General features: G+C 27.0%; 22 protein-coding genes and 1 pseudogene. 8 read left to right on the top strand and 15 right to left on the bottom strand.

Translation table 11 applies throughout. The features are described 5' to 3' along the window. Window positions 1-6 precede the first annotated feature (6 nt). The 6 genes and pseudogenes from recN to Fi14EGH31_RS07865 all read left to right on the top strand — a co-directional run bounded on the left by recN (window position 7) and on the right by Fi14EGH31_RS07865 (window position 7,681). Window positions 7-1,653, top strand: a complete 1,647-nt coding sequence (recN, locus tag Fi14EGH31_RS07890; protein ID WP_118346798.1) for a DNA repair protein RecN — start codon at window positions 7-9, stop codon at window positions 1,651-1,653. A 57-nt stretch (window positions 1,654-1,710) separates the two neighbouring features. After that, window positions 1,711-2,679, top strand: coding sequence for a SpoIVB peptidase S55 domain-containing protein (locus Fi14EGH31_RS07885; protein ID WP_107029437.1), 969 nt, complete (start codon window positions 1,711-1,713; stop codon window positions 2,677-2,679). A gap of 264 nt (window positions 2,680-2,943) precedes the next feature. Next, window positions 2,944-3,713 (top strand): annotated as a pseudogene (spo0A, locus tag Fi14EGH31_RS15630) (sporulation transcription factor Spo0A). A gap of 41 nt (window positions 3,714-3,754) precedes the next feature. After that, window positions 3,755-4,951, top strand: coding sequence for a DNA polymerase IV (locus tag Fi14EGH31_RS07875; RefSeq protein WP_118346730.1), 1,197 nt, complete (start codon window positions 3,755-3,757; stop codon window positions 4,949-4,951). 635 nt (window positions 4,952-5,586) lie between these two features. Further along, a complete protein-coding gene (xerA, locus tag Fi14EGH31_RS07870) occupies window positions 5,587-6,510 on the top strand; it encodes a site-specific tyrosine recombinase/integron integrase (RefSeq protein WP_022001573.1) in 924 nt (307 codons plus the stop codon). After that, complete coding sequence (locus Fi14EGH31_RS07865) at window positions 6,500-7,681, top strand: phosphopentomutase (protein ID WP_117864312.1); 1,182 nt, start codon at window positions 6,500-6,502, stop codon at window positions 7,679-7,681. The genes xerA and Fi14EGH31_RS07865 overlap by 11 nt, the downstream gene beginning before the upstream one ends. Before the next feature lie 591 nt (window positions 7,682-8,272). Here the strand turns inward: Fi14EGH31_RS07865 and Fi14EGH31_RS07860 are convergent. From Fi14EGH31_RS07860 to Fi14EGH31_RS07835, 6 genes are all read right to left on the bottom strand, one after another. Further along, window positions 8,273-8,587, bottom strand: coding sequence for a PTS sugar transporter subunit IIB (locus tag Fi14EGH31_RS07860; protein ID WP_117864310.1), 315 nt, complete (start codon window positions 8,585-8,587; stop codon window positions 8,273-8,275). Between the two features lie 493 nt (window positions 8,588-9,080). Further along, on the bottom strand, window positions 9,081-10,496 hold the full coding sequence (purF, locus tag Fi14EGH31_RS07855; protein ID WP_200764691.1) for an amidophosphoribosyltransferase: 1,416 nt from the start codon (window positions 10,494-10,496) through the stop codon (window positions 9,081-9,083). Window positions 10,497-10,580: 84 nt separating this feature from the next. Next, a complete protein-coding gene (locus Fi14EGH31_RS07850; protein WP_022000843.1) occupies window positions 10,581-11,945 on the bottom strand; it encodes a PFL family protein in 1,365 nt (454 codons plus the stop codon). An 11-nt stretch (window positions 11,946-11,956) separates the two neighbouring features. After that, window positions 11,957-12,229, bottom strand: coding sequence for an ACT domain-containing protein (locus Fi14EGH31_RS07845; protein WP_200765351.1), 273 nt, complete (start codon window positions 12,227-12,229; stop codon window positions 11,957-11,959). Between the two features lie 98 nt (window positions 12,230-12,327). Next, window positions 12,328-12,642, bottom strand: coding sequence for a PTS sugar transporter subunit IIB (locus Fi14EGH31_RS07840; RefSeq protein ID WP_234697840.1), 315 nt, complete (start codon window positions 12,640-12,642; stop codon window positions 12,328-12,330). A 66-nt stretch (window positions 12,643-12,708) separates the two neighbouring features. After that, entirely contained in the window at window positions 12,709-13,026 is a 318-nt protein-coding gene (locus Fi14EGH31_RS07835) for a PTS sugar transporter subunit IIB (protein ID WP_200765350.1), read from the bottom strand. A gap of 154 nt (window positions 13,027-13,180) precedes the next feature. Between Fi14EGH31_RS07835 and Fi14EGH31_RS07830 the strand changes: the two genes are divergently transcribed. Beyond that, a complete protein-coding gene (locus Fi14EGH31_RS07830) occupies window positions 13,181-13,726 on the top strand; it encodes a metallophosphoesterase family protein (protein WP_117788736.1) in 546 nt (181 codons plus the stop codon). 2 nt (window positions 13,727-13,728) lie between these two features. On the opposite strand, the gene Fi14EGH31_RS07825 is transcribed toward Fi14EGH31_RS07830, so the two are convergent. From Fi14EGH31_RS07825 to yqeH, 8 genes are all read right to left on the bottom strand, one after another. After that, a complete protein-coding gene (locus Fi14EGH31_RS07825; protein ID WP_022001265.1) occupies window positions 13,729-14,064 on the bottom strand; it encodes a helix-turn-helix domain-containing protein in 336 nt (111 codons plus the stop codon). A 104-nt stretch (window positions 14,065-14,168) separates the two neighbouring features. Next, entirely contained in the window at window positions 14,169-16,472 is a 2,304-nt protein-coding gene (locus Fi14EGH31_RS07820; RefSeq protein ID WP_117346906.1) for a peptidase U32 family protein, read from the bottom strand. 11 nt (window positions 16,473-16,483) lie between these two features. Beyond that, window positions 16,484-17,170 (bottom strand): 5'-methylthioadenosine/adenosylhomocysteine nucleosidase, encoded by a 687-nt coding sequence (locus Fi14EGH31_RS07815; protein ID WP_022001267.1) that lies wholly within the window; start codon window positions 17,168-17,170, stop codon window positions 16,484-16,486. 4 nt (window positions 17,171-17,174) lie between these two features. Next, window positions 17,175-17,888, bottom strand: coding sequence for a class I SAM-dependent DNA methyltransferase (locus Fi14EGH31_RS07810; RefSeq protein ID WP_200765349.1), 714 nt, complete (start codon window positions 17,886-17,888; stop codon window positions 17,175-17,177). After that, on the bottom strand, window positions 17,888-18,229 hold the full coding sequence (gene rsfS, locus Fi14EGH31_RS07805) for a ribosome silencing factor (RefSeq protein WP_022001269.1): 342 nt from the start codon (window positions 18,227-18,229) through the stop codon (window positions 17,888-17,890). Before rsfS ends, Fi14EGH31_RS07810 begins: the two co-directional genes overlap by 1 nt. Continuing rightward, the gene (locus Fi14EGH31_RS07800; RefSeq protein ID WP_118721758.1) at window positions 18,222-19,319 is read right to left on the bottom strand and encodes a nicotinate-nucleotide adenylyltransferase; all 1,098 of its coding nucleotides are present in this window, start codon (window positions 19,317-19,319) and stop codon (window positions 18,222-18,224) included. Before Fi14EGH31_RS07800 ends, rsfS begins: the two co-directional genes overlap by 8 nt. After that, window positions 19,316-19,603 (bottom strand): ribosome assembly RNA-binding protein YhbY, encoded by a 288-nt coding sequence (yhbY, locus tag Fi14EGH31_RS07795; RefSeq protein WP_022001271.1) that lies wholly within the window; start codon window positions 19,601-19,603, stop codon window positions 19,316-19,318. The genes Fi14EGH31_RS07800 and yhbY overlap by 4 nt, the downstream gene beginning before the upstream one ends. Before the next feature lie 13 nt (window positions 19,604-19,616). Further along, window positions 19,617-20,711, bottom strand: coding sequence for a ribosome biogenesis GTPase YqeH (yqeH, locus tag Fi14EGH31_RS07790; RefSeq protein WP_200765348.1), 1,095 nt, complete (start codon window positions 20,709-20,711; stop codon window positions 19,617-19,619). A gap of 135 nt (window positions 20,712-20,846) precedes the next feature. Here yqeH and sigK point away from each other — a divergent pair, with 135 nt between their 5' ends. Next, the gene (gene sigK, locus Fi14EGH31_RS07785; RefSeq protein ID WP_200765382.1) at window positions 20,847-21,536 is read left to right on the top strand and encodes an RNA polymerase sporulation sigma factor SigK; all 690 of its coding nucleotides are present in this window, start codon (window positions 20,847-20,849) and stop codon (window positions 21,534-21,536) included. Window positions 21,537-21,551: 15 nt separating this feature from the next. On the opposite strand, the gene parC is transcribed toward sigK, so the two are convergent. Next, on the bottom strand, window positions 21,552-24,170 hold the full coding sequence (gene parC / locus Fi14EGH31_RS07780) for a DNA topoisomerase IV subunit A (protein ID WP_200765347.1): 2,619 nt from the start codon (window positions 24,168-24,170) through the stop codon (window positions 21,552-21,554). Window positions 24,171-24,174 lie beyond the last annotated feature (4 nt).

Here is a 24,174-nt window from a genome sequence, read left to right as displayed (position 1 = left end):
GATACTATGATAGAAAGTTTATATATAGAAAATTTTGCAATCATTGATCAAGTTCAAATAGACTTTCAATCAGGAATGACAGTGTTAACTGGAGAAACAGGTGCAGGGAAATCAATTATCATTGATGCTATTGGTCAATTGATAGGTCAACGTAGTCAACCATCATTTGTAAAAAATGGGGCTGATTATGCATTTATTGAAGGTGTTTTTTCTTCTAATAAAGAAATAGATAAAATTTTATTGGATAATAATTTTCCCATTGATGAGCATCTTGTTATTTCAAAAAAAATTAATCACGATGGTAAATCAGCAATCAAAATTAATTATCGTAATTCTAGTCAATTATTATTAAAAAAAATAATGTCACAAATTGTAGACATACATTCTCAATTTGAAACACATCAATTATTTAATGAATCCTATCATTTAAAGCTATTAGATAATTTTATTGGAAATGAATTAATTGATTTAAAAAAAGAATATCTTACTCTTTATCAAACGTATAAAAATCTAAATCAAAAATTCCTTTCTTTAACAAAAGAAGAATTAACTGATGAACAATTAGATTTTTATTTAGCTCAATTAGAAGAAATAGAAGAATTAGATTTAGAAAATTTTGATGAAGAAGAGTTTTTAAAAGAGAGAAATAATCTATTAAATTATGAAAAAAATTCTCAACATATTAAAAACTATAAAGCATTAATGGATTCTTCAAAAGGAATAATGGATCTCTTCAAACAAAGTTTAAACGAACTTTCATATCTCGAAATTGATGATATTAAGCACAATTATGATCAACTATATGATCTTTATTATACAGTAGATGGTATAAATCAAGATATTTATGATCAATTTTCTCAATCATACTTTAGTGAAGAACGTTATAATGAAGTACAAGATACCTTTTTCAAATTAAACAAGCTTAAACGTAAATATGGCCAAACAATTGATGCTATTATTGATTTTAAAAATAGTTTAATAGAAAAAATAGAATTATTCAAAAATAGAGATCAAATGATTGAAAATATCAATTTAAAACTTAAAGAAACAGAGAATCAATTAATTTACTATGCTAAAAAAATTTCTATTTTAAGAAAAAATAAAGCATTAGAATTAGAAAAAGAAGTAAAATATATTTTAAATCAAATGTATCTTCAACAAGTTCAATTTAAATTTGATTTTCAAATTAATGATTTTAATGATAACGGAATAGATAATGTTAAAATTGTTGTTTCAACAAATAGTGGTCAACCACTTCAACCACTTCAAAAAATTGCTTCGGGTGGAGAATTATCACGTATTATGCTAGCAATTAAAGCTGTTTCACAAAATTCAAAAGATGGCGGTACAATCATCTTTGATGAAGCAGATACAGGAGTCAGCGGTAAAGTTGCTGAAAGCATTGGGTACGTTATGAAAAAAATCTCAAAAAAACAACAAGTTATTTGTATTACACATTTAGCTCAAGTCGCATGTTTTGCTAATAACCATTTGTTTATTGAAAAAGAGCAAATGGATAACACAAGTAAAGTACATGTAAGATTGCTTAATGAAAAAGAAAGTGTTTATGAATTAGCCAAAATGATTTCTGGTAAAGAAATTACACAACAATCTATAGACCATGCAAAAAAATTGAAAGAAATAAGTGTATAAAATTAGAGCATAGATACCAAAATATGTTGTAGCAAAAAAAAGCTACAGGAGGTATCTATGCTTTTTAAAAAGCTTAAAATATCCTTCTATACCTGTTGTCTATCTATTATATTAATGATAGTACCTATTAATGCAATTGATGTTTTAATTGGAGGAGAATCTGTTGGAATAATATTAAATTATGATGGTGTTTGCATTACTGGTTTCTATAAAATAAAAGTTGACAATGAAATTATTGATCCATCTAATTATTTTGAAATTAATGACATTATTACCAGTGTTGATAAGAAAAATGTTAAAACAATTGATGATTTAACAAATATTATAAAAAATTGCAATACAAGTAATTTAGAATTCACAATAAAAAGGGCATCGAATATTTATCATAAAACTATGAAAATTTATAAAAATAATGCTGAATTTAGTACAGGGTTATATGTAAAAGATTGTGCTAAAGGAATAGGAACTGTTACCTATTATCAATTAAATACAGGAAAATTTGCTTGTTTAGGGCACAATATGGTTGATGATGATCTTGATATAAGTGATGGTTCACTGTATTCTGCTTCCATAAAAGGTATAAAGAAAACCGAGTCATACAATATAGGTCAAAAAATTGGTAATATTGATAATCAATCTATAGGTGAGATAGAAAAAAATAATAATTTTGGCGTTTATGGGAAAATTAATAATCTTCCAAATAAAAATGTTTATAAAACTGCTACCATAGATGAAGTTAAATTAGGAGATGCCTATTTTCTTACGGTTTTAAATGAAAATAATGTAGAAAAATGTAAGATAAAAATTACTGATCTATTAAAACAAGATAAACCTATGGAAAAAGGAATAAAATTTATTGTTACAGATCAAAAAATCATAGAACAATGTCATGGTATTATTCAAGGTATGAGTGGTTCTCCGATCATTCAAAATAACAAATTAATAGGTTGTGTTACACATGCAAGTAAATCAGAAATATTGGAAGGGTATGGCATGTATATACAATGGATGATAGATAATGAATAAAAGCCATGTTTTTGACATGGCTTTTATAAAAAAATAATACTAATTTTATCTTATTTTTAACAAAACATGTAATAATTTTTATTTCTTATTTTTCTAAAATTCGACAAATAATAAAAAATACTCAAGAAAAATGTAGATATATTTTTAAAAATGCTAAATATTAGTTATTAAATTTATAAATTTATGTTATTTTTTATCTAAAATCTAAACATAAATTAGAATACTTTATATAATATGGTTGTTGGTAGTGGATGGGAGGTAATTATGGAAAAAAAGAAAATCTTTATTATTGTGGAAAATCATGAACTGTTAGAAGGTATAGCACAACAATTTGAAAAATTTTCCAATTATCAAATTGTAGGTACTGCTAATAGTGCAGGCGATGCAATTACTTTTTTTAAAACAAACAATTGTGATTTATTAGTTATTGATCTGATGCTCACTGATATTGATGGTGTCGGAGTATTAGAGAAAGTGAATGAAGTCAACAAAAATGCTTATCAAAAAGTTGTATGTATTACAAGTTTTACTAGTCCATTGATAAGTAATGCACTAGAAAAATTAAATGTAAGCTATTGTTTTAAAATTCCTTTTGATTTTAATTATTTTATGGATGTTATTAAACGTGTTTTTTCAGATGAGATAAAAATCAAAAAGTTAAAATCGAAAATGAAATCACAGAAATTTTACATGAAGTGGGTATTCCTGCTCATATAAAAGGATATATGTATTTAAGAACAGCAATTATGAAAACATATGATAATATTGATATTTTAGGTCAAGTAACGAAAGTACTATATCCAGAAATTGCAAGAAATTATAATACCACTTCTTCAAGAGTAGAAAGAGCTATCCGACATGCAATCGAAGTTGCATGGAATAGAGGAAATACTGAGGCCATTGATGATATCTTTGGATACACAGTATCTGCTTCCAAATCTAAACCAACAAATTCTGAATTTATTGCAATGATTGCCGATAAATTGAGATTAGCACATAAAACAGCATTAGCAAATAAAGGGCACTATTTATAATTAAAATATGTTACAATGTTGCTAAGGGAGTGAGCTGCTATATGCAAATTATATTTCATATAGATTTAAATGCATTTTATGCAAGTGCTGAAATGGCAAATGATTCTTCTTTGGAAGGAAAACCTTTAGTAATATCTGGAAATAATAGGCGTGCGATTGTTTCTACTGCTTCATATGAAGCAAGAAAATATGGAATCCATTCTGCAATGCCATTATTTCAAGCTAAACAATTATGTAAAAATTTAATCATAAAACCCGTAAATTTTGATTTATATAGACGTTTATCAAGTCAATTTTTTGAATTGATTTCAACATATAGTCCTTTGTTAGAAATAGCAAGTATTGATGAATGTTATGTTGATTTTTCTAATTACATTATCGAACATAATATTCATCCTTACAAACTTGCAAAAATCATTCAAAATGATGTTTTAAATACATTAAAATTAAAATGTTCTATTGGAATTGCTCCTAATAAATTTATGGCTAAAATGGCTAGTGATATGAAAAAACCAATGGGTATTACCATTTTAAATAAATCTAATTATAAACAATTACTTTGGCCCCTTGATGTTTCTGAAATGTTTGGAATCGGTAAAAAAACTGCACCTAAACTCAAAGAAATGGGTATTTTAACTATTGGAGATGTAGCTAATTATGATAACTATAATAAATTACGTCAGATTATTGGGAAAAATGCACTTCTATTATATAGAAAAGCCAATGGAATAGATATTTCTAAAGTTAATACTGAAAAAAACGAATTAAAATCTGTAGGTAATTCAACAACCTTACAATACGATACAAATGATATAGAGACTATTTATGAAACTTTACGTATATTATGTTCTAAAGTTTCATTTAGAGCAAAAAAAAGAAATTTGATTGGCAATTCGATCAGTATTACGATTAAGTATTCTCGATTTGAGTCAGTTACTCGACAAACTCCTTTAATTGATTATTTCAATGAATATGAGATAATACTTTCTACTGCAAAATACTTATTTGATAAAAATTATAGTGGAAAACCTCTTAGACTTATTGGAGTTTCGTTAAATAATGTTATCAATCGAAGCAGTTATAAAAAACAAGTAAGTCTATTTGACAAAAATATTGAGAAAAATAAAATAAAAACAACAGAGGCTGTAATCAATAAAATTAATAGTGAGAATAAATATCATTTGACAATGGCTTCTGCTTTATTAAATAAATCAAAAAATAAGTACAGAAAAGAATAATCATAAAAAAAAGAAGACATCATATCCTATGCTATAGGAGGAGATACGATGTCTTTTTTTATTCAAAAGAAAAATATGTATTTGCATCAATATTTATTCTTAAATTTTCTTTATTCAACAATTATTTCAATTATATTTTTTTCATTAAATAAATATTCTCTTTATAAAATTTCGGTTGATCTCATATTCTTTAAAACACATCAACTAAATTCGTATCTATTATGTACGTTTTTGTACATAATAATCATCATGGTTTCAGCAACAAGTTTTATTGGTGCTCCCGTTATATCAATTGGAATCATTTATAGAATTTTATGTATTATTTCTTTTATTTTTAAATATTATCAATCACTTCTTTCGTTTCATAATATTTTTATTATTGTATTACCTCAAATGATTATTGAAATTTTAATTACGTATGTGATGTCTTTTATGTCAACTTATCTTTCTATACAAAGTTTCAAATTAACTTTCATACAAAAAGATAACTTCAGTTTAAAATATTTATTTAATTATATTTTAAATTACTTAATTATTATATGTTTTTTAATATTCATATCTGCACTATTAAAAATTTACCTTATATAAAATTGTTCTTCAATAATCATTCGTGATATAATAAATATGGTGGTAATATGAACATATATGATGCACTTAACGAATATAAACAATATTTATTAATAGAAAAAAAGGTATCAGATAATACATTAAAAAATTATATGCGAGATCTTGAACATTTTATAAACTATATTCAAAAACAAAATCAAGTTGTTTTAATCAATCAAATTGATAAAGATATGATCAGAAAATATTTACAACAATTTACATCTTTAGCAGCATCTTCTTTATCACGAAAAATGGTTTCACTACGCTCATTTTATAAATTTTTGATGAAAGAAGAAATTGTTGAAAAAAATCTTATGGAGACTTTTGATTTACCAAAAAATACGAAAAGACTTCCACAGGTTTTAAATGTGGAAGAAATAAAAACATTACTTGATAGTATTGAAATGGATAATTTTAAAAATGCTAGAACGAGAGCTATGCTAGAGCTATTATATGCGACAGGTATAAGAGTTTCTGAATTGTGTAATTTAAAATTATCACAACTTAATTTAAAAATGAAATATTTAAATGTAATTGGAAAAGGGGATAAAGAAAGGCTTTTGCCTTTAAATGACTATGTATGTAAAATTTTATCATGTTATATTTATGATTTTAGATATCCTAAATTAGATTTTAAAGATAATGATTACTTGTTTTTTAATAATCATTTAAATAAAATATCTAGTGAGTATTTTTATAAAATCCTAAAAAAAGCATGTATAAATGCAAATATCAAAAAGAAAGTGTCGCCTCATACTATTCGACATACATTTGCAACTCACTTGTATGAAAATGGTGCTGATTTACGTTCTATTCAAGAATTACTAGGGCATAGTGATATTTCAACAACCACTATTTATACTCATGTTTCAAATAATAAAATTATTGATGATTATAATAAATATCATTTAAGAGCAAAAATAAAAAAAGGAGATAGTATTCATGAAATTTAATAGAATTTTTCTCATTGTTTGTGATTCAATGGGAATTGGAAATGCAAAAGACGCAAAAAAATATAATGATTTTGGAGCAAATACCGTTGGTCATATTTGTTCAATATGTGATGGTTTAAATATACCAACATTGCAAAATTTAGGATTTGGTAATTTAGGTGATTTTAAAGGTGTTACCAAAACACAAAATCCACAAGCTTATATTTTAAAATTAAATGAAGCATCGAATGGTAAGGATACAATGACTGGACATTGGGAAATGATGGGGCTTAAAACAGAAAAACCTTTTATTACATTTACAGATACCGGTTTTCCTAAAGAATTTATTGACCTATTTGAGAAAAAAACTGGTAGAAAATGTGTAGGAAATATTGCATGTAGTGGTACAAAAATTCTAGATATGTATGGAGAACATCAAATCAAAACGGGGGATTGGATAGTCTATACTTCTGCCGATTCTGTTTTTCAAATTGCTGCAAATGAAGATATTATCCCATTAGAAGAATTATATCATGCATGTCAAATTGCTAGAGAAATAGCTATGGATGATAAATGGAAGGTTGGTAGAGTTATCGCTAGACCATATATAGGAACAAAAAAAGGACATTTTACTCGTACATCTAATAGACATGATTATGCATTAGCCCCATTTTCTAAAACTGCGCTTGATTCTTTAAAAGATGCGGGATTAGATGTTATAGGTGTAGGGAAAATACCAGATATATTTGTTGATCAAGGGATTACAAGAAAAATTAAAACAGTAAGTAATGAAGATGGTATGAATAAAACTATTGAATTAGCAAGTGACAATTTTAATGGTTTAGCGTTTATTAACTTAGTTGATTTCGATGCGGTCTATGGGCATAGAAGAAACGCTGCTGGTTATGGAAAAGCAATTGAAGAATTCGATGTACAATTAGGAGAATTAATAAACGAATTAAAAAATGATGATTTATTAATGGTTACTGCTGATCATGGAAATGATCCAACATATAGAGGAACAGATCATACACGTGAACAAGTACCACTTATAATTTATTCAAAACAATTTAATGAAATGAAAGTATTAAATGATAGTAATTCTTTTGGAATTATTGGTTCTACAATTTGCGATAACTTCAATGTTAAATATAACGGTATAGGTTCATCTATATTAGAATTATTAAAATAGGGATAGAAAAATGGAAAATAGAAAAATCCTTCTTTATTCATTATTTGCGGATTTATTAGGAGTTTTATTATTTATATTTGCAATTCAAATGCACAGTAATATTATTTTATATTCATTTTATCTTATATCTATATTATTATTTATCGTTTCATTTCTAGCTTTATATAAAAATCTTAAAAGTAATAATAAACCTATATTCATATTTGTTATGTTTATTTCTGTAATACTTATCATGTTATGCACATATTTTATTATTATATAATACAAGTATATAAATAGTTAAAATAATAAAAAACTATTTATACATTATAAAAGTTATATAATATACATTATGCGAAGTACTAAGTATATAAAAATAAATCTTTAGGTGGCTAAATGCCACCTTATTTTATAGCTTATTTTTACATTAATTATAGCCTTAATTCTTCCCATACCAAATTACCTAATATTTTTTTGGCTATTCATAACTTCTGTTTCGACGCCTCCTGGGAAAATAGTTAAAATTTAAAAGGAAAATAAATGCAAGATGCAAATTATTTTCCTTCTATAAATAATAGATCTTAAAAATTATAATAGTCTTTTTATTAAAATTTATTCATCCATTAGTTTTTTAGCATAATTGTATACCTTTTCACCATTCATCGTTCCATAATCTTTCATATCAATAACATCTACTGGAAGTCCTGGATTGACTTTGGCAGCTTCTTCTTTAATTTTTCCTAAATTGAATCTAACTTGTGGGCCAAGCAAAACACAATCCACAGTTGAAAGTCTGTTAATTCCATCAGACATTGGAAGAGCAAAGATTTCTACTTCATCTCCTGCTTTTTCTGCTGCTTGTTCCATTTTTGTTACTAATAAACTTGTCGACATTCCAGCCGAACAAACTAACATGATTTTTTTCATTTGAAATTCTCCTTTATCTTTTATCTACTATAATAAGTTTATATTTTTTAAGCAATTTAATCTACTTGAATTCAAATTTTGTAATTTGATTTCAAATATTATCATTTATAACAAAAATTATTAAATTTATTTTCATAAATAACTTACCCTGTTCGATTTCATACAAAATAATTTGTAAATTAACAACTTCAATTCGTGCATTTTAATCTTATACTAAATGATTTCTATTTTTAACATCTAGAATGCTAAGCAGTAAAACAACAAGTATTATAGTAATATAAAAAATCATTTCAACGAGTGCAAATATATTTTATTTATTTGTATATAATGTTGTTAAAATAAAAAGCAATATTAAAAATAAATATTGCTCTTTTAGGATATCTCTAATTTTAAGATGATCCTACTACCAACATCTAAAGAATATAGTAAAAATTGAAATATTTCAATAAATATGATCAATAATTGTTGAATTGTTGAATAATATCAAAATAAATTATTTTTCAAATTTATTTGCTTTATCAAATGAATCATATAGATTAGTTACATAATTTCCATTAAAGCACGACATACATAACCCACATGTATGTTCTTTTGAAAAATGAATAGATTTTTTTAATCCTTCTTCACTAATAAACGCAAGGCTATCAGCTTCAATATATTTACATAATTCTTCAACATTCATTTTATTAGAAATTAATTCTTCTATTGTAGATGTATCTACACCATAAAAACATGGATATTTAATAGCTGGAGAAGCAATTCTAACATGTACTTCTGTTGCACCAGCATCTTTTAAATGTCTTACGATTCTTTTCGAAGTTGTTCCTCGTACAATTGAATCATCAATCATAACTACTTTTTTTCCACTGACAATTGCCGATACTGCAGACAGCTTCATTCGTACACCTTGTTCTCTCATTTCTTGAGTTGGTTGTATAAATGTTCTACCCACATATTTATTTTTTACCAATCCCATTTCATAAGGAATTCCTGATGCTTCTGAATATCCAATTGCTGCTGAAATCGATGAATCTGGAACACCAATAACAACGTCTGCATCGATAGGATTTTCATAATATAATTGCTTACCTGCTAATTTTCTTGTTGTATGAACGTTTATACCATCTAAATTACTATCAGGTCTTGAAAAATAAATATACTCCATAGCACATATTTTATCTTGTAATGGATCTTTTGTATAAATCTTACTTAATAATTTTCCATCTTTTACCCTAACAATTTCACCTGGTTCAACATCTCTTACAAATTTTGCTCCAACGACATCTAATGCGCATGTTTCTGATGCAAACACATAAGCACCATTTGGTAAAATTCCAATTGATAAAGGTCGTAATCCATATTTGTCCCTTGCAGCATAAATTCTATTATCAACCATGATTAAAAATGCAAATGCACCATCTAATTTATCTAAAGAAGTACATATTCTATCAATCATATGTCCACTTTGTCTTTTAATAAGATGCCCTAATACTTCAGTATCAGAAGTTGAGGAGAAAATGCTTCCTTGTTCTTCTAATTCTTGTTTTAGAATATTTGCATTAACTAAGTTTCCATTGTGACATATACTCATAGATCCTTGCATAGTTCTAAATACAAATGGTTGAACATTAGCAATTCCACCTCCACCAGCAGTAGAATATCTAACATGTCCAATAGCTGAATTACCTTGTAACTCTTTTAATTTATCTTGGTTAAATACTTCTGTAACAAGTCCTTCGCCTTTATGAAAAATCATTTTACCATTGTTTTCACAACAGATACCAGCAGCTTCTTGACCTCTATGTTGTAAGCTATGTAATCCATAATAACATATTTGTGATGCATCTTGATGACCAATTATCCCAAAAATACCACATTCTTCGTGTAATTCTCTATCCATATAATCCATATAATACCCCCGTGACGTAAATATTGTATAATGCAAATTTATTATCGTCAATATTTTTTATATATTAAAAAATTAGAGTTTCCTCTAATTTTTAAAACTATGAATTGGTGCTGGTATTCTTCCACCACGATTTATAAATTCTGAACAATCAAATTCATTAACAGGCATAATAGGAGCATAACCTAATAATCCTCCAAATTCAACCGTTTCACCTACATCTTTTCCACTTACTGGAATGATTCTTACAGCTGTTGTTTTTTGATTGATCATACCAATAGCCATTTCATCAGCAATAATACCAGAAATAGTAGCTGATGATGTTTTACCAGGAATAGCAATCATATCTAATCCGACACTACATACACATGTCATTGCTTCTAATTTTTCAAGTGTTAATGCTCCATTTTCTACCGCATTAATCATTCCTTGATCTTCACTTACAGGAATAAATGCACCACTTAGTCCCCCAACATAAGATGATGCCATTACGCCTCCTTTTTTTACTTGATCATTAAGTATTGCTAATGCTGCAGTAGTTCCAGGTGCCCCTACACTCTTTAATCCCATACCTTCTAAGCAATCAGCAATACTATCACCAACAGCTGGTGTAGGTGCAAGAGATAAGTCAATAATTCCAAATGGGATATTTAACATTTTTGAAGCTTCTTGAGCAACAAGTTGACCCACACGAGTAATTTTAAAAGCAGTTTTTTTGATTGTTTCGCATAATTTGCCAAAATCTTCACCTTTACATTTTTCTATTGCGTTTTTCACAACTCCTGGACCACTTACACCAACATTAATAATACAATCAGCTTCACTTACACCATGAAATGCTCCAGCCATAAATGGGTTATCATCAGGTGCATTACATAAAACAACAAGTTTAGCACATCCAATTGAGTCATTTTCTTTTGTTAAATCAGCAGTTTCTTTAATAATTTCACCCATTAATTTAACAGCATCCATATTAATTCCAGTTTTAGTAGAACCAACATTTACTGAACTACAAACATTGTTTGTTACTTTCATTGCTTCTGGAATAGATTCTATTAAAAGTCTTTCAGCAGGTGTCATTCCTTTAGAAACAACAGCGCTATATCCCCCAATAAAATTAACTTTAAGTTCGGCAGCACATCGATCTAAAGTCTTAGCAATTTTAACAAAATCCTTTGTTGATTTACATGCATTAGAACCTACAAAACCAATAGGTGTAACAGAAATACGTTTATTAACAATTGGAATACCATATTTCTTTTCAATTTCTTCACCCGTTTTAACTAAATCTTTTGCTACAGTTGTTATTTTGTTATATATATTTTTGCATAAAACATCAATATCATGATCCATACAATCTAATAAACTGATCCCTATAGTAATTGTACGTACATCTAAATTTTCTTGTTCAATCATTTTATTTGTTTCTGCAACTTCAAATAAGTTAATCATTCTAATCTCCTTTAAATTCGATGCATTTTATTAAAAATATTTTCATGTTGTAACTTGATATTAACACCTATTTCATTTCCTAATTCATTAAGTTCATCACAAATAGCACCAAAATCTTTTGTTGCATTTTGTAATTCAATAATCGTCATCATATTGAAATATCCTTGAATAATAGTTTGAGAAATATCTAAAATATTAAGTTTGTTATCAGCTAAATAAGTACAAACTTTAGCAATAATTCCAACTTGATCCTTCCCAACAACAGTAATAATACCCTTTTCCATAATTATCCTCCTTATACTTTTGGAATATTATAGCATATGAAAAAAAATTAAAAAAGACTAAAATAAAAAACGACTGTTAAACAGTCGTCTCTAGTGAATTATTCACCCATCATAGCTTTAGCTTTTTTATAAACAGCTTCACCATTCATCATTCCATAATCTTTCATATCGATTACGTCACATGGTTTGCTTACACCAGCAGCTTCCATAGCTTTTTCAATAGTATTTTTTTGGAATCTAACTTGTGGGCCAAGTAAAATACAATCTACATCACCAACACGTTTTTCTCCTTCAGAAATTGGTAAAGCGAAGATTTCAACTTCATCACTCATTGCTGCAGCAGCTTTTTCCATTTTAGTTACTAATAAACTAGTAGACATACCAGCAGCACAAACTAACATAATTTTTTTCATAATAATAAATACCTTCCTTAACTAATTTTTTAAAGGGTTAACCCCAATTTTTACTATTTTATGTGATTAATCACCAATTAATTTTTTAGCCATTTCAAAAACAGCTTTACCATTCATTGTTCCATAATCTCTCATATCGATTACTTCAACAGGAATTGGTCCTTTTTTACGTCCAGCAACTAATTTTTCAATAGCAGATTTTTGGAATCTAACTTGTGGGCCAAGTAAGATAACATCAACGTCTTCTAAAACTCTTGGTGCATCAGAAAATGGTAATGCGAAAATTTTTGCATCATATCCAGCATCTTTAGCAGCACCTTCCATTTTAGTTACTAATAAGCTAGTAGACATACCAGCTGAACAAACTAATAAAATTTGTTTCATTTTTAACACTCCTTCTCATTTATAACCTGTATATATTTTATCAATTATCCTTTTAAATGTAAACCCTTTCCGCTCTTTTTTTTCTATTTCAGAAAATAGATTTTTTATTAAAATTAGACTATAATAATTTATATTGATATAATGGAGGTTTTTTATGAAGATACTTTTGGTAAGCGATAGCCATGGCTATGATGATGAATTAAAAAAAGTTTTAGAAAATGTAAAATGTGATCTAAAAATACATTGTGGAGATAGTTGTTTTGATGAAAATTCTCCATTTATAAAAGAATTTGCTGCTATTGTAGATGGAAATCATGATCAAGGTTTTTTCCCTTTAACTACAACATTGCCAACAGCATTAGGCAATATATTAATTACACATGGCCATAAATTTAATGTTTATGCAGGATATGATTATTTAGTTGACTACATGAACAAAGCGGATATTCATATTTGTTTTCATGGACACACACATGTCCCACATTATGAAATATATAAGAATAAAATATTTATTAATCCTGGTAGTATTATGTTTAATAGAGGGCAATCTCAATGTGGAAGCTATGCTATTGTATCTGTTGATGATAAACTTCATGTTGATTTTTTTGACTCAAGAACACAAAAAAAAATACCCCAATCTTTAATTGATAAAGATCAAGATATTTTGAATGAATTTAAACGTTTTGCTTGTCAAAAATAATATTATTTCAAATGACGTTCTTCATTTCTTTTTCTTTTGTATTCAATAATAAACATGATTTCTTTTAAATCATCATCAGGAAGTTCAGTAAGTAAACGAGCAATATTGGCAATATTATAATAATCATATTTTTTCCCGCTCATAATTTCTTCTACACTTCTACCATATAAATTTGAAAACACTTTTAACTCGCTAACAGTAATGTCTCTTTTACCATTTTCTATATCGGAAATTGCAGAATGAGGAACATTTAAATGCGCAGCAACATCTTTTTGTGTTAAATGTTTAAAATTACGATATGAACGTAATCTTTTTGCTAATTCAGTATCAATCGCCATACAATAATCCTCCCATATAAAAATTTTAGCATTTTCATTAAAGACATTCAATTATATTTTTTTAATTATTATTTTTTAAAAAAACATTTAATAAAAATTATTTTTTATTTTGTAAAATACCCTTGAAAAATATCATAATTATTCTTATTTTTAGATAATAAATGTTTTGTAATATTAAGATAATCATTAACAATTGTTTGAATTTCTTGAGATGTTTCATCTAAAAAATTCAATAAAATATAATCCACATTTAGATCATTGATTTTATCAAAGTAAAAACGATGTGTATGTAAAACATAATTATTACAGTATTGATCTGTTACTATTTTAAAATTCATTTCTTTTCTATCTTTTAAACAATATTGATGTTGTTTGCACAAATAACATCCTTTTTGTTTTCTAGAAAAATAATGATTTGAAATAATACAATGTTTTAAATTCATATTAATAATTTGTGAGTAAGCTGTAAAATAAATGTCCTGATTTGTTTTAAAAGATTGTATATCATTTTTCGATGCTTCATAAGAAACAACAAATGGTAAATTAAATTTTTGAATTGCTTTATTATTTGTAATATTCATATGATATCCTAAGACTATATTTTTATCACTAACAAGATTCAATGCACCAAAATCATTCACTTGAATTGATTGACACTTTTGATAATAAACACTATTTAAAAATTCAATAAAATCTTGTTCATCATATAAAAATGGCACATAAGGTATATATTTATCGCATTGCGCTTGATATTGGTAAAAAGGAACAAATACTTGCTCAACACCATGCAAATCAAGCTGTTCAAGTTGAGAAATATCAGATACTTGAATTGCTATTTTCTTATGATCTTCTCTTTTTTTAGAAAGGCAATTAAATTGTTCTAAATCATTCATCTTTCTAAAAGACTTATCTAACATTTCTTTTTCAAGTTCATCAATAGCCACTCTTCTTAAATTATTTAATTCTTTAATGGAAATAATTCCATCATTTGGAAAACGTATTGAACATTTTTCTAAATAAAAAGTTGTATTTCCTAATTTAGATAATTGTTCTTTTATTCTTTCATTTGTTAAAGGTACGTTTTGTGCTTTTTCAATGCATTGATCGCTTTTAACACTAATTTTTTTATTTTTATAAATCACTGTTAATTGTAATGGTAAACCAATTAACCCAAAAACTTTCATTTGAATTGGTAATTTAATATGTTCATTTTTTATATATTTACTATTTTCTTCAACAATTTTTGCATCAACAACCTTATAAATATCTTGAAAATCCAATAACTGATCCATTTCAATAGAAACAAGATCACCTTGATATGCAGTATTAACTAATCGATTATTTTTATATAATTTAGTAATTGTACGTGTAAAATCATTTTTAGGAAAATAAATACGATCATTTTGATAAAGGGTATCTGATAACTTAATATCCAGCATTTTTCTTTTTTTAGAATAATTAATCATTTTACCAATTTTGATGCCTTGGTTTCCAGGTATATCTTGTGCTAGATTAAGATAATCTTGAAATAGAAATCCCTGTGTAAATCCTCTATTAAATACTTTTTTCATCTGTAAAATATTAGGCGTGTAATTTTTTTGGTCAAAATAATAATCTATAGCTTGACGATATGCTTTTACGACTTCACCAACATATTCAGGTCTTTTCATACGTCCTTCTATTTTAAATGATTTAATACCCGCATCAATAAGTTTAGGCACTTTTTCAATTGTACATAGATCCATTGGTGATAATAAGTATTTTTGTTTTTTGATTATTTTATTATCTTCTAATAAAGAATACGGCAATCTACATGGTTGACCACATTCGCCTTTATTTCCACTTCTTTTTGCAATCATTGATGACATTAAACATTGACCAGAATATGACATGCATAATGCACCATGAACAAACACTTCAATATCAATTGAACAATTATGACATATTTCTTCAATTTCACGAATGTTCATTTCTCTTGCAAGTACAACACGATCTATATTTTGTTTAGCAAAATATTTGACTCCTTCAATATTTCTAACACTTGCTTGTGTTGACATATGTATCTCTATATCAGGAAAATGATTTTTAATAAGAGAAAAAAGCCCCATATCTTGAATAATAAGAGCATCTACACCAATATGGTAAAGATATTTTAAATAATCAAAAATTTCATCGATTTCTGCATTATTATAAAGAGTATTTACAGTAACATATAATTTAACATTTCTTAAATGACAATAATCTACAGCCTCTTTTAATGCAGCATAATCAAAATTATGAGCAAACGCCCGTGCCCCAAATTTTTGGCCACCTAAATAAATAGCATTAGCGCCATTTTGAACAGCAGCGACTAATGCTTCAAAGCTCCCTGCAGGAGCTAATAATTCTATATCTTCTCTTTTTTTCATGAAAACCCTCCTTAGGCTTTTACTAATTCAACACATAATTTAGCCGAATTTTCACTAGCAATTTTTAAATATTCATCAAATTGCATAGAAGATTCACCATGACCATAAACATCCGATAAAGATCTTGTTATAATAAAAGGAACTCCAAATTTATAACAAGTATGTCCTACTGCAGAAGCTTCCATTTCTGAACATAATGCATTTGGAAAATCTTTTTTTATTTTAGAAACTTGTCCTTCTTGAGCAATAAATTGATCTCCAGAAACAATTAATCCAACATTTTCATGAATATTCATTTTATGAAGAATATCTTTTGCTTTATTAACCAAATTTTCATCTGCAGGAATGAATACAGGAAGTTCTGGTAATTCACCCATAGGACGCCCAAAAGCTGTTAAATCAACATCATGATATGATACATGACTAGAAATTACAACATCACCAACATTTTGATAATCCTTTAAACCACCAGCTGAACCAATATTAATAACATATTCAATATCATAATTTGTGAGTAATAATGTTACACAAATAGCAGAATTTACTTTTCCTATTCCACCTTGTAAGATAACGACTTGTTTATTATCTATTTTTCCTTCGTAAAAAACACAATCTAAAATTTTATTTTCATGAATATCTTCTGTTTTATCTAACAAAGCCTTTACTTCTTCTTCCATTGCTCCAATAATACCTATCATAAAATCACCTCTTTTGACATACAAATATAACTCTTTCACATTCAGTACCATATTTAGAAAAATCACTATATAACTTAATGTTTTTAAAACCAATTTTTTCTAATAATTCAATATAGGTCTCAACATCATACGTTTTTTGATAATGTTCTTCATAAACTCGATCATTTTCTACTTTATCAATAATTTCTACACTATGTTTTACATATCCTTTACTGATACGATCAATATGCCAATGAAAATAAAAATCATCTTCATCATTTTCTTCATCATAATCTTTTAAAATTGTTTCCATTTTATACATAGAATCAATATCAAAAATAAATGATCCACCTTTTTTTAAAGCATTATACGTATTTTCAAATGCTTGTTTTACATTTTTTAAATCAATAACATAATTTAAAGAATCACATAAACAAAGAATAAGATCTAATTGACTATCAACTGCAAAATCACACATATCAATACGTGATAACATAACATCCGCTTTAAAATCAATACATTTGTATTTAGCAACCTCTAACATATCTTTTGAAATATCTGTAGCACAAACTTGTTTTCCTAAATGAGCCAAACGTATTGCAATTTCTCCTGTACCACATCCAAGCTCTAATACAGTTTGATAATCTTTTACATGCTCATTAATAAATTGAATATAATCATTATAAAAATCTTGATCCATTAAACTATCATAATAATAGGCAAATGCTTCGTACGACATTATAAAATATCCTCTACTTGAACAAATGGCTTATCAGACCATAGTTTTTCAATTCCATAATTTTTTCTTTCTTCTGGATCAAATAAATGAACAACAATATCACCGTAATCCATTAAAATCCATTTACAATTTTTTCTACCTTCAATATTTTTTACATAGTATCTTTCTTTATCACAAGCATCTTCAATATGATCTTTTAATGCAAGAAGTAATCTTTCGTTACTTGCACTTGCAATTACAAAATAATCACAAATAGGACTGTCAATTGACATATCAATAACAACAATATCCTCTGCTAATTTTTCATCTAATACTTTTACAATTGTTTTTAATTTATCCATTTAAATCTCCTTTACAATATACTTGATAAACATCAAAAAAACATTCATCAATAGGTCTGTTTTTCTTCTTCGAAAATTTATAAAAATTCTTTAGTTCTCCTTTAAAACCTTCTATGATATCTTCCTTACATAATGCAATTTGTTTTGAAGAATCATATCCTCTTAAAGGATCAAGTTTATCTGCACAATATACACACATATCTAACAAGGACATGTTTATTGAAGCTGTTGTGTGATGACGAATTGCTTGTAATATTTCAGCATCTTCAATCATAAAATCTTTTTGTGCTAAATATGTTGATAACCATTGATGATAAATTGCTCTTGGTTTATCAACATATTTACTAAAATACTTTTCCATCAAATCATCTTCTTGTTTTTTATCCATTTCTTTGGCAATATCATGCAACATTCCTGCAATATATGCTTTTTTACCATCAATTCCATTTGCAACAGCAAATTCTCTAGCAAGTTTTGCAACAGAACATGTATGCTTAAATCTTTTTTCACTCATATATCCTGAAACAAAATTTTCTAAATATAAGCCATTTTGAAATGCATATGTATAAACATTTCGATCAACGATTTCTTTATTTCCCGCTTTAAATTGAGTGCTTGATTCAGCCGTTGAATCAGCTTGAATAAATTCAAAATGATAATCATTTAAAACATCATTTTTTTGATATCCTTTTCGATTAAAAGCTACTAATTGAACAAGTTCACTAATTTCTTTAGCGGATTTCCATTTATCAAATTGGCTTGCCTGATCCATTCCCATCATAAAATAGAGCTGATCATTTTTATATATTTTTTTTAATTCTTTAATTGTATCTATCGTATAATTTTTTTCATTATCTTGTCGATCAATTTCTAATGTACAAACTTCACATTTTGAATTATCTTTAAGTGCAATTTGAATCATTTCTATACGTTGTTGATTATTTGCAACACTGTCTTCTTTCCAAGGATTGTGTTTGGTAGGTACAATTAACATCTTATCAAGTTGAAGAGATATAATTGCTTCATTAATGATTCTTGTATGACCTAAATGAATAGGATCAAAAGAGCCTCCAAAAATTCCTATTTTCATGGTAAACGATAAATTTCCTTTTCGCTTTCACGGTATAAAATGATTGTACGCCCTAATATTTGAACAACTTCAGCATCAGTTTTTAAAGATAATTCTTGTGCGATTTCATTTTTATCTTGTTGACAACTTTCTAAAATTTTTACTTTAATAAGTTCTCTTGATTCTAAAGCTTCATCAATTCCAATAATTTGATTTTCATGTAAACCATCTTTTCCAATTTGAAAAATAGCGTTTAAATGATGCGCTTCATGTCTTAAAAATCTTTTTTGTTTTCCAGTTAACATAATATATCCTCCTTTAAATTAACACTTCTCTTATAAAGACTCCAACTTGTTCGGGAGCTTTCACTTCTATTAATGCATTTGGACAATGAATTGTCACAAATCCTAATCCTGAAATAACAACATCGACTTTATTTTCAGGTAATCTAAATTGATATGTTTTAAATGATTGAATATCTTTTAATTCTTCAACTTCAGGTTTTAATGTTTTATGTCGATTATAAAGAGCATCCGCATTTTCTAATTTTGTACGGTGAATTTGCAATCTTCTATGAAAATAACATGTCATCGATGTTTTTGAGCCATTTAAAAAATCTAAACGTGCTAATCCACCAAAATATAAAGTTTGTTTACAATTCAACTGATAATTAACAGGTCGTAATTCACTTTGTGGTAAAATATCTTTTAATGTATTTTCATCAACAAGATGTGCTATTTGATGTCTATTGACAATACCTGGACTATCATAAATGGATGAATTTTCATCTAATGGAATTTCAATAAGATCCAATGTTGTACCAGGAAATTCACTAGTTGTAATTAAATTATCTTGAACATCACTATAGGCTTTTAATAAAGAATTGATTAAAGATGATTTACCAACATTAGTAACTCCTACAACATAAACATCTCTACCTTTTCTATATTGATCGATCATTTGCATTAATTCATCTAAATGATAATTCTTTTTTCCACTTGTAAGTAACACATCTAATGGTTTAATTCCCTCTAATTTAAGTTGTCTTCTCAACCAATGAATAATTTTCGTATCTTTGATTGAACGAGGTAAAATATCCCTCTTATTACCAATAACAATGACATCATTATAATTAATATGACGAACCAATCCTTGAATTAAACTTCCATTGAAATCAAATAAATCAACAAGATAAACAACTAAACAATCCTTTTCTCCAATTTTATTCAAAATTTCAAGAAAATCATCATCTGATAAATTTGTTGCTTGTAATTGATGATAGTTTTTTAAACGAAAACATCTTTTACATAATACTTGACTTCGATCTAGTGCATTTTTAGGAACAAAACCAATCTTTTTTTCATCTTCACTTTGAATAATAGCTCCACAGCCATAACATCTTAACTCTTCCATAAATTACCTCTCTTTATCACATAACAATTGTACCCTATTATACTTGATTTTTAAAGAAATGTTAAGCAAAAGAAATATTAATTTTATTTATCATTTTTTGTCAAAAATAGCATTAATTATAATGAGGTGATCAACATATTTTCTTTATTACTTTCATTATTGAATAATGCTTACTTTATATCTTATATCAAGTCTAAAACTTTTGATTTACCACTCACTTTCAAAGAAGAACAATTTTACTTACAAAAAAAATGTAATGGCGATAAAGCCGCCAGAGATCTACTTATTGAAAAGAATCTTAGGCTTGTTGCCCATATTGCAAAAAAATATAATAACAATAGAGATTTGCAAGAAGATCTCATTTCAATTGGCACTATTGGACTTATTAAAGCCATCGATAGTTACAGTATTGATAAAAAAACCAAATTAGCAACTTATGCTTCAAAATGTATAGAAAATGAAATTCTAATGCATTTAAGATCAACAAAAAAAATAAATCAAGAAGTTTCTTTAAATGAAGTAATTGGAGTTGATAAAGATGGCAGTGAAGTTGTTTTAGAAGATTTAATTGATAATAAGGAAAAAACTATTTTAGATCAAATATATGATGCTGATAATCTTCAAAAGCTTATTCAATGTTTTGATGTATTAACTTCAAAAGAAAAAGATATTTTAATAAAACGCTATGGTCTAAATTCATCTAAAAAAATGACCCAAAAAGAAATTGCTAAAGAGTATCACATTTCACGTTCTTATATTTCTCGAATAGAAAAAAGAGCATTAATTAAATTATTAAAATGTTATTTACAAGAAAAAGAAGGATAATCAATCATCCTTCTTTTAAAATTCGTCATCATTTAAAATATCTTCTAACGTAATCTTTTCATATTTAATTGTATTTTTCTTTTTTGAATTAGATGTTTCTTTTTTAATAGGAACTTCTTGAATATCAAAATCATCTAATAAAGTTTTTTCTTTACTTTCTTTTAATTCAATAACATCACTTTGTAAATTTTGATTTTCTTGTTTTACATCGTAATCATTTGTTGTGATTACTCGATTTATTTGACTCCATAAAATAGTTTCGTCTTTTTCTAACTTAATAAACGATGAAAATCTTGATTCTAATGAAGCGTTATTGAAATCTGTTGGCTTAAATGAATACTCTTTAGATTTTGAAGTATAGACAGAAGCACTTTCTTTAGATGAAAGTACAAATGCATTCTTTACATAAATTGTTTTCGTTTTTAAATTTTTATACAATGTTATTCCTTTAGTTGTACGTTTACATGCTGGTATATCATTCAATTTTAAACGTTTCATTTGACCGTCTTCACTAAGAATCAATACTGAATAATTTTCTAAAGGATCAAACACATCAACCGCTGCTATTGAATCATTTTTTAAATTAAGAGCTTTTATACCTGCAGCTTTTAAACCAACAATCGATACTTCTTGTTCACTATATAATCCACCATAGCCAGCTTTAGAAACAATAAATATTCCTTGTTGGTTATCAGTAAGTAAAGCACAAATCATAGTATCTTGTTCTTTTACTTTCATGCATGTGATTGCTTTTGAATATCTAGAAACTTCAAAATCTTTTATAAGCGTTCTTTTGATTTGACCATTTTTTGTTGCCATTAAAACATAAAGAGGTAAATTAAAATCTTGAACAAGAATTGAAGAAATAATTTTTTCATCTGCACCTACTTTTACAAGATAACTTACATGTTTACCTAAATCTTTCCATTTAAATTCTTCTATTTTATGAACTGGTACAAATAAATAATTTCCTTTATTAGTAAATAATAATACATGATTTAAAGTATTTGCATGATGTAAAGAAATAAGAATATCATCTTCTTTTTTACCAAATGGAATATTCGTACTTGCTTTCATTGATCTTTGTGAAATACGTTTAATATAACCATCTCTAGTAACAGATACATAAATATCTTCAGAAATAATCATAGCTTTTTCATCAATTTTAATTTCACTAACTTCTTCTTTAATTTGTGTTAAACGAGGCATAGGATATTTTTGTTTGATTTCTTTAAGACGTTTAATGATGACTTGTCGTAAAACATCATCACTTTCTAATATTTCATTCAATCTTTGAACACGTTTTTCAAGTTCTGCTTTTTCTTCTTGTAAAGAAACAATATCAGTATTAGTCAATCGATAAAGTTGTAGCATCACAATTGCTTCTGCTTGCTTTTCAGAAAATACATATTGTTTTATTAAATTGTTTTTTGCATCGCTTTTATCTTTTGATGCACGAATTGTTTTAACAACATCATCTAAAATAGAAATTGCTTTAATTAACCCATCAACAATATGCAAACGTTCATTTGCTTTATTTAAATCATATAAACTTGCTCGTGTTACAACATCAATTTGGTGATCAATATAACCATCTAGAATTTCTTCAATTCCCATTAAAACAGGTCTTTTATCCTTAATGGCTACCATATTATAGTTATAGTTTTTTTGTAAATCGGTATTTTTATAAAAATAATTGAGAGTATTTTGAACATTTACAGTCTTTTTCAAATCAATAACAATTCTCAAACCTTCTCTGTCTGATTCATCTCTTACTTCTAAAATACCATCAATATTCTTATTAAAACGAATCTCATCAATTTTTCTTACTAATTCAGCTTTATTGACTTCATAAGGAATTTCAGTAACCACAATTTGATTCATGTTTTTTTCTTCAATAATTTCAGTTTTTGCTCGAACAATAACTTTTCCTTTTCCTTTTTCAAAGGCCTTTTTAATACCATCTAATCCTTCAACAATAGCGCCTGTAGGAAAATCAGGTCCTTTGATAAATTCCATTAATTTATCTAAATGACAATGAGGATATTTAATTCGATGAATTGTTGCATCAATAACTTCTTGTAAATTATGTGGTGGAATATCTGTTGCATATCCAGCTGATATTCCAGTAGATCCATTGACTAAAAGATTAGGATATGCAGCTGGTAAAACCGTTGGTTCATACTCTGTATCATCAAAGTTTAAAGACATTAATACAGTATCTTTATCTAAGTCTCTTAATAATTCACTTGCAATTGGTGAAAGTCTAGCCTCTGTATAACGCATAGCTGCAGCAGGATCATTATCAATTGATCCATTATTTCCTTGCATATCAATTAATGGTGCTCTGATTTTCCATTCTTGCGAAAGACGAACCATTGCATCATAAACTGACGTATCACCATGAGGATGATAATTACCAATAACATTCCCTACCGTTTTTGCCGACTTACGATAAGGTTTACTAGCCGTATTTCCTTCTTTATTCATTGAATAAAGAATTCTACGTTGAACAGGTTTTAATCCATCACGTACATCAGGAAGTGCACGTTCTTGAATAATATATTTTGAATATTTTCCAAAGCGATCACCCATGATTGCTTCTAAATTCATTACAATTTTTTTATCAGACATAAAA

Origin of the sequence: Faecalibacillus intestinalis, from assembly GCF_015097455.1 — a bacterium.
Classification (GTDB): domain Bacteria; phylum Bacillota_I; class Bacilli_A; order Erysipelotrichales; family Coprobacillaceae; genus Faecalibacillus; species Faecalibacillus intestinalis.
This window is presented reverse-complemented; position numbering and strand designations above follow the sequence as displayed.

Bases quoted from the DNA above. Each gene is read 5' to 3' on its own strand.
- Fi14EGH31_RS07800 (WP_118721758.1), bottom strand. From the start codon at position 19,319: ATGAAAATAGGAATTTTTGGAGGCTCTTTTGATCCTATTCATTTAGGT.
- Fi14EGH31_RS07815 (WP_022001267.1), bottom strand. From the start codon at position 17,170: ATGATAGGTATTATTGGAGCAATGGAAGAAGAAGTAAAGGCTTTGTTA.
- Fi14EGH31_RS07830 (WP_117788736.1), top strand. From the start codon at position 13,181: ATGAAGATACTTTTGGTAAGCGATAGCCATGGCTATGATGATGAATTA.
- Fi14EGH31_RS07840 (WP_234697840.1), bottom strand. From the start codon at position 12,642: ATGAAAAAAATTATGTTAGTTTGTGCTGCTGGTATGTCTACTAGTTTA.
- parC (WP_200765347.1), bottom strand. From the start codon at position 24,170: ATGTCTGATAAAAAAATTGTAATGAATTTAGAAGCAATCATGGGTGAT.
- Fi14EGH31_RS07810 (WP_200765349.1), bottom strand. From the start codon at position 17,888: ATGTCGTACGAAGCATTTGCCTATTATTATGATAGTTTAATGGATCAA.
- yqeH (WP_200765348.1), bottom strand. From the start codon at position 20,711: ATGGAAGAGTTAAGATGTTATGGCTGTGGAGCTATTATTCAAAGTGAA.
- rsfS (WP_022001269.1), bottom strand. From the start codon at position 18,229: ATGGATAAATTAAAAACAATTGTAAAAGTATTAGATGAAAAATTAGCA.
- yhbY (WP_022001271.1), bottom strand. From the start codon at position 19,603: ATGTTAACTGGAAAACAAAAAAGATTTTTAAGACATGAAGCGCATCAT.
- Fi14EGH31_RS07835 (WP_200765350.1), bottom strand. From the start codon at position 13,026: ATGAAACAAATTTTATTAGTTTGTTCAGCTGGTATGTCTACTAGCTTA.
- xerA (WP_022001573.1), top strand. From the start codon at position 5,587: ATGAACATATATGATGCACTTAACGAATATAAACAATATTTATTAATA.
- recN (WP_118346798.1), top strand. From the start codon at position 7: ATGATAGAAAGTTTATATATAGAAAATTTTGCAATCATTGATCAAGTT.
- Fi14EGH31_RS07845 (WP_200765351.1), bottom strand. From the start codon at position 12,229: ATGGAAAAGGGTATTATTACTGTTGTTGGGAAGGATCAAGTTGGAATT.
- Fi14EGH31_RS07820 (WP_117346906.1), bottom strand. From the start codon at position 16,472: ATGAAAAAAAGAGAAGATATAGAATTATTAGCTCCTGCAGGGAGCTTT.
- Fi14EGH31_RS07875 (WP_118346730.1), top strand. From the start codon at position 3,755: ATGCAAATTATATTTCATATAGATTTAAATGCATTTTATGCAAGTGCT.
- Fi14EGH31_RS07825 (WP_022001265.1), bottom strand. From the start codon at position 14,064: ATGGCGATTGATACTGAATTAGCAAAAAGATTACGTTCATATCGTAAT.
- Fi14EGH31_RS07850 (WP_022000843.1), bottom strand. From the start codon at position 11,945: ATGATTAACTTATTTGAAGTTGCAGAAACAAATAAAATGATTGAACAA.
- purF (WP_200764691.1), bottom strand. From the start codon at position 10,496: ATGGATTATATGGATAGAGAATTACACGAAGAATGTGGTATTTTTGGG.
- Fi14EGH31_RS07860 (WP_117864310.1), bottom strand. From the start codon at position 8,587: ATGAAAAAAATCATGTTAGTTTGTTCGGCTGGAATGTCGACAAGTTTA.
- Fi14EGH31_RS07885 (WP_107029437.1), top strand. From the start codon at position 1,711: ATGCTTTTTAAAAAGCTTAAAATATCCTTCTATACCTGTTGTCTATCT.
- Fi14EGH31_RS07865 (WP_117864312.1), top strand. From the start codon at position 6,500: ATGAAATTTAATAGAATTTTTCTCATTGTTTGTGATTCAATGGGAATT.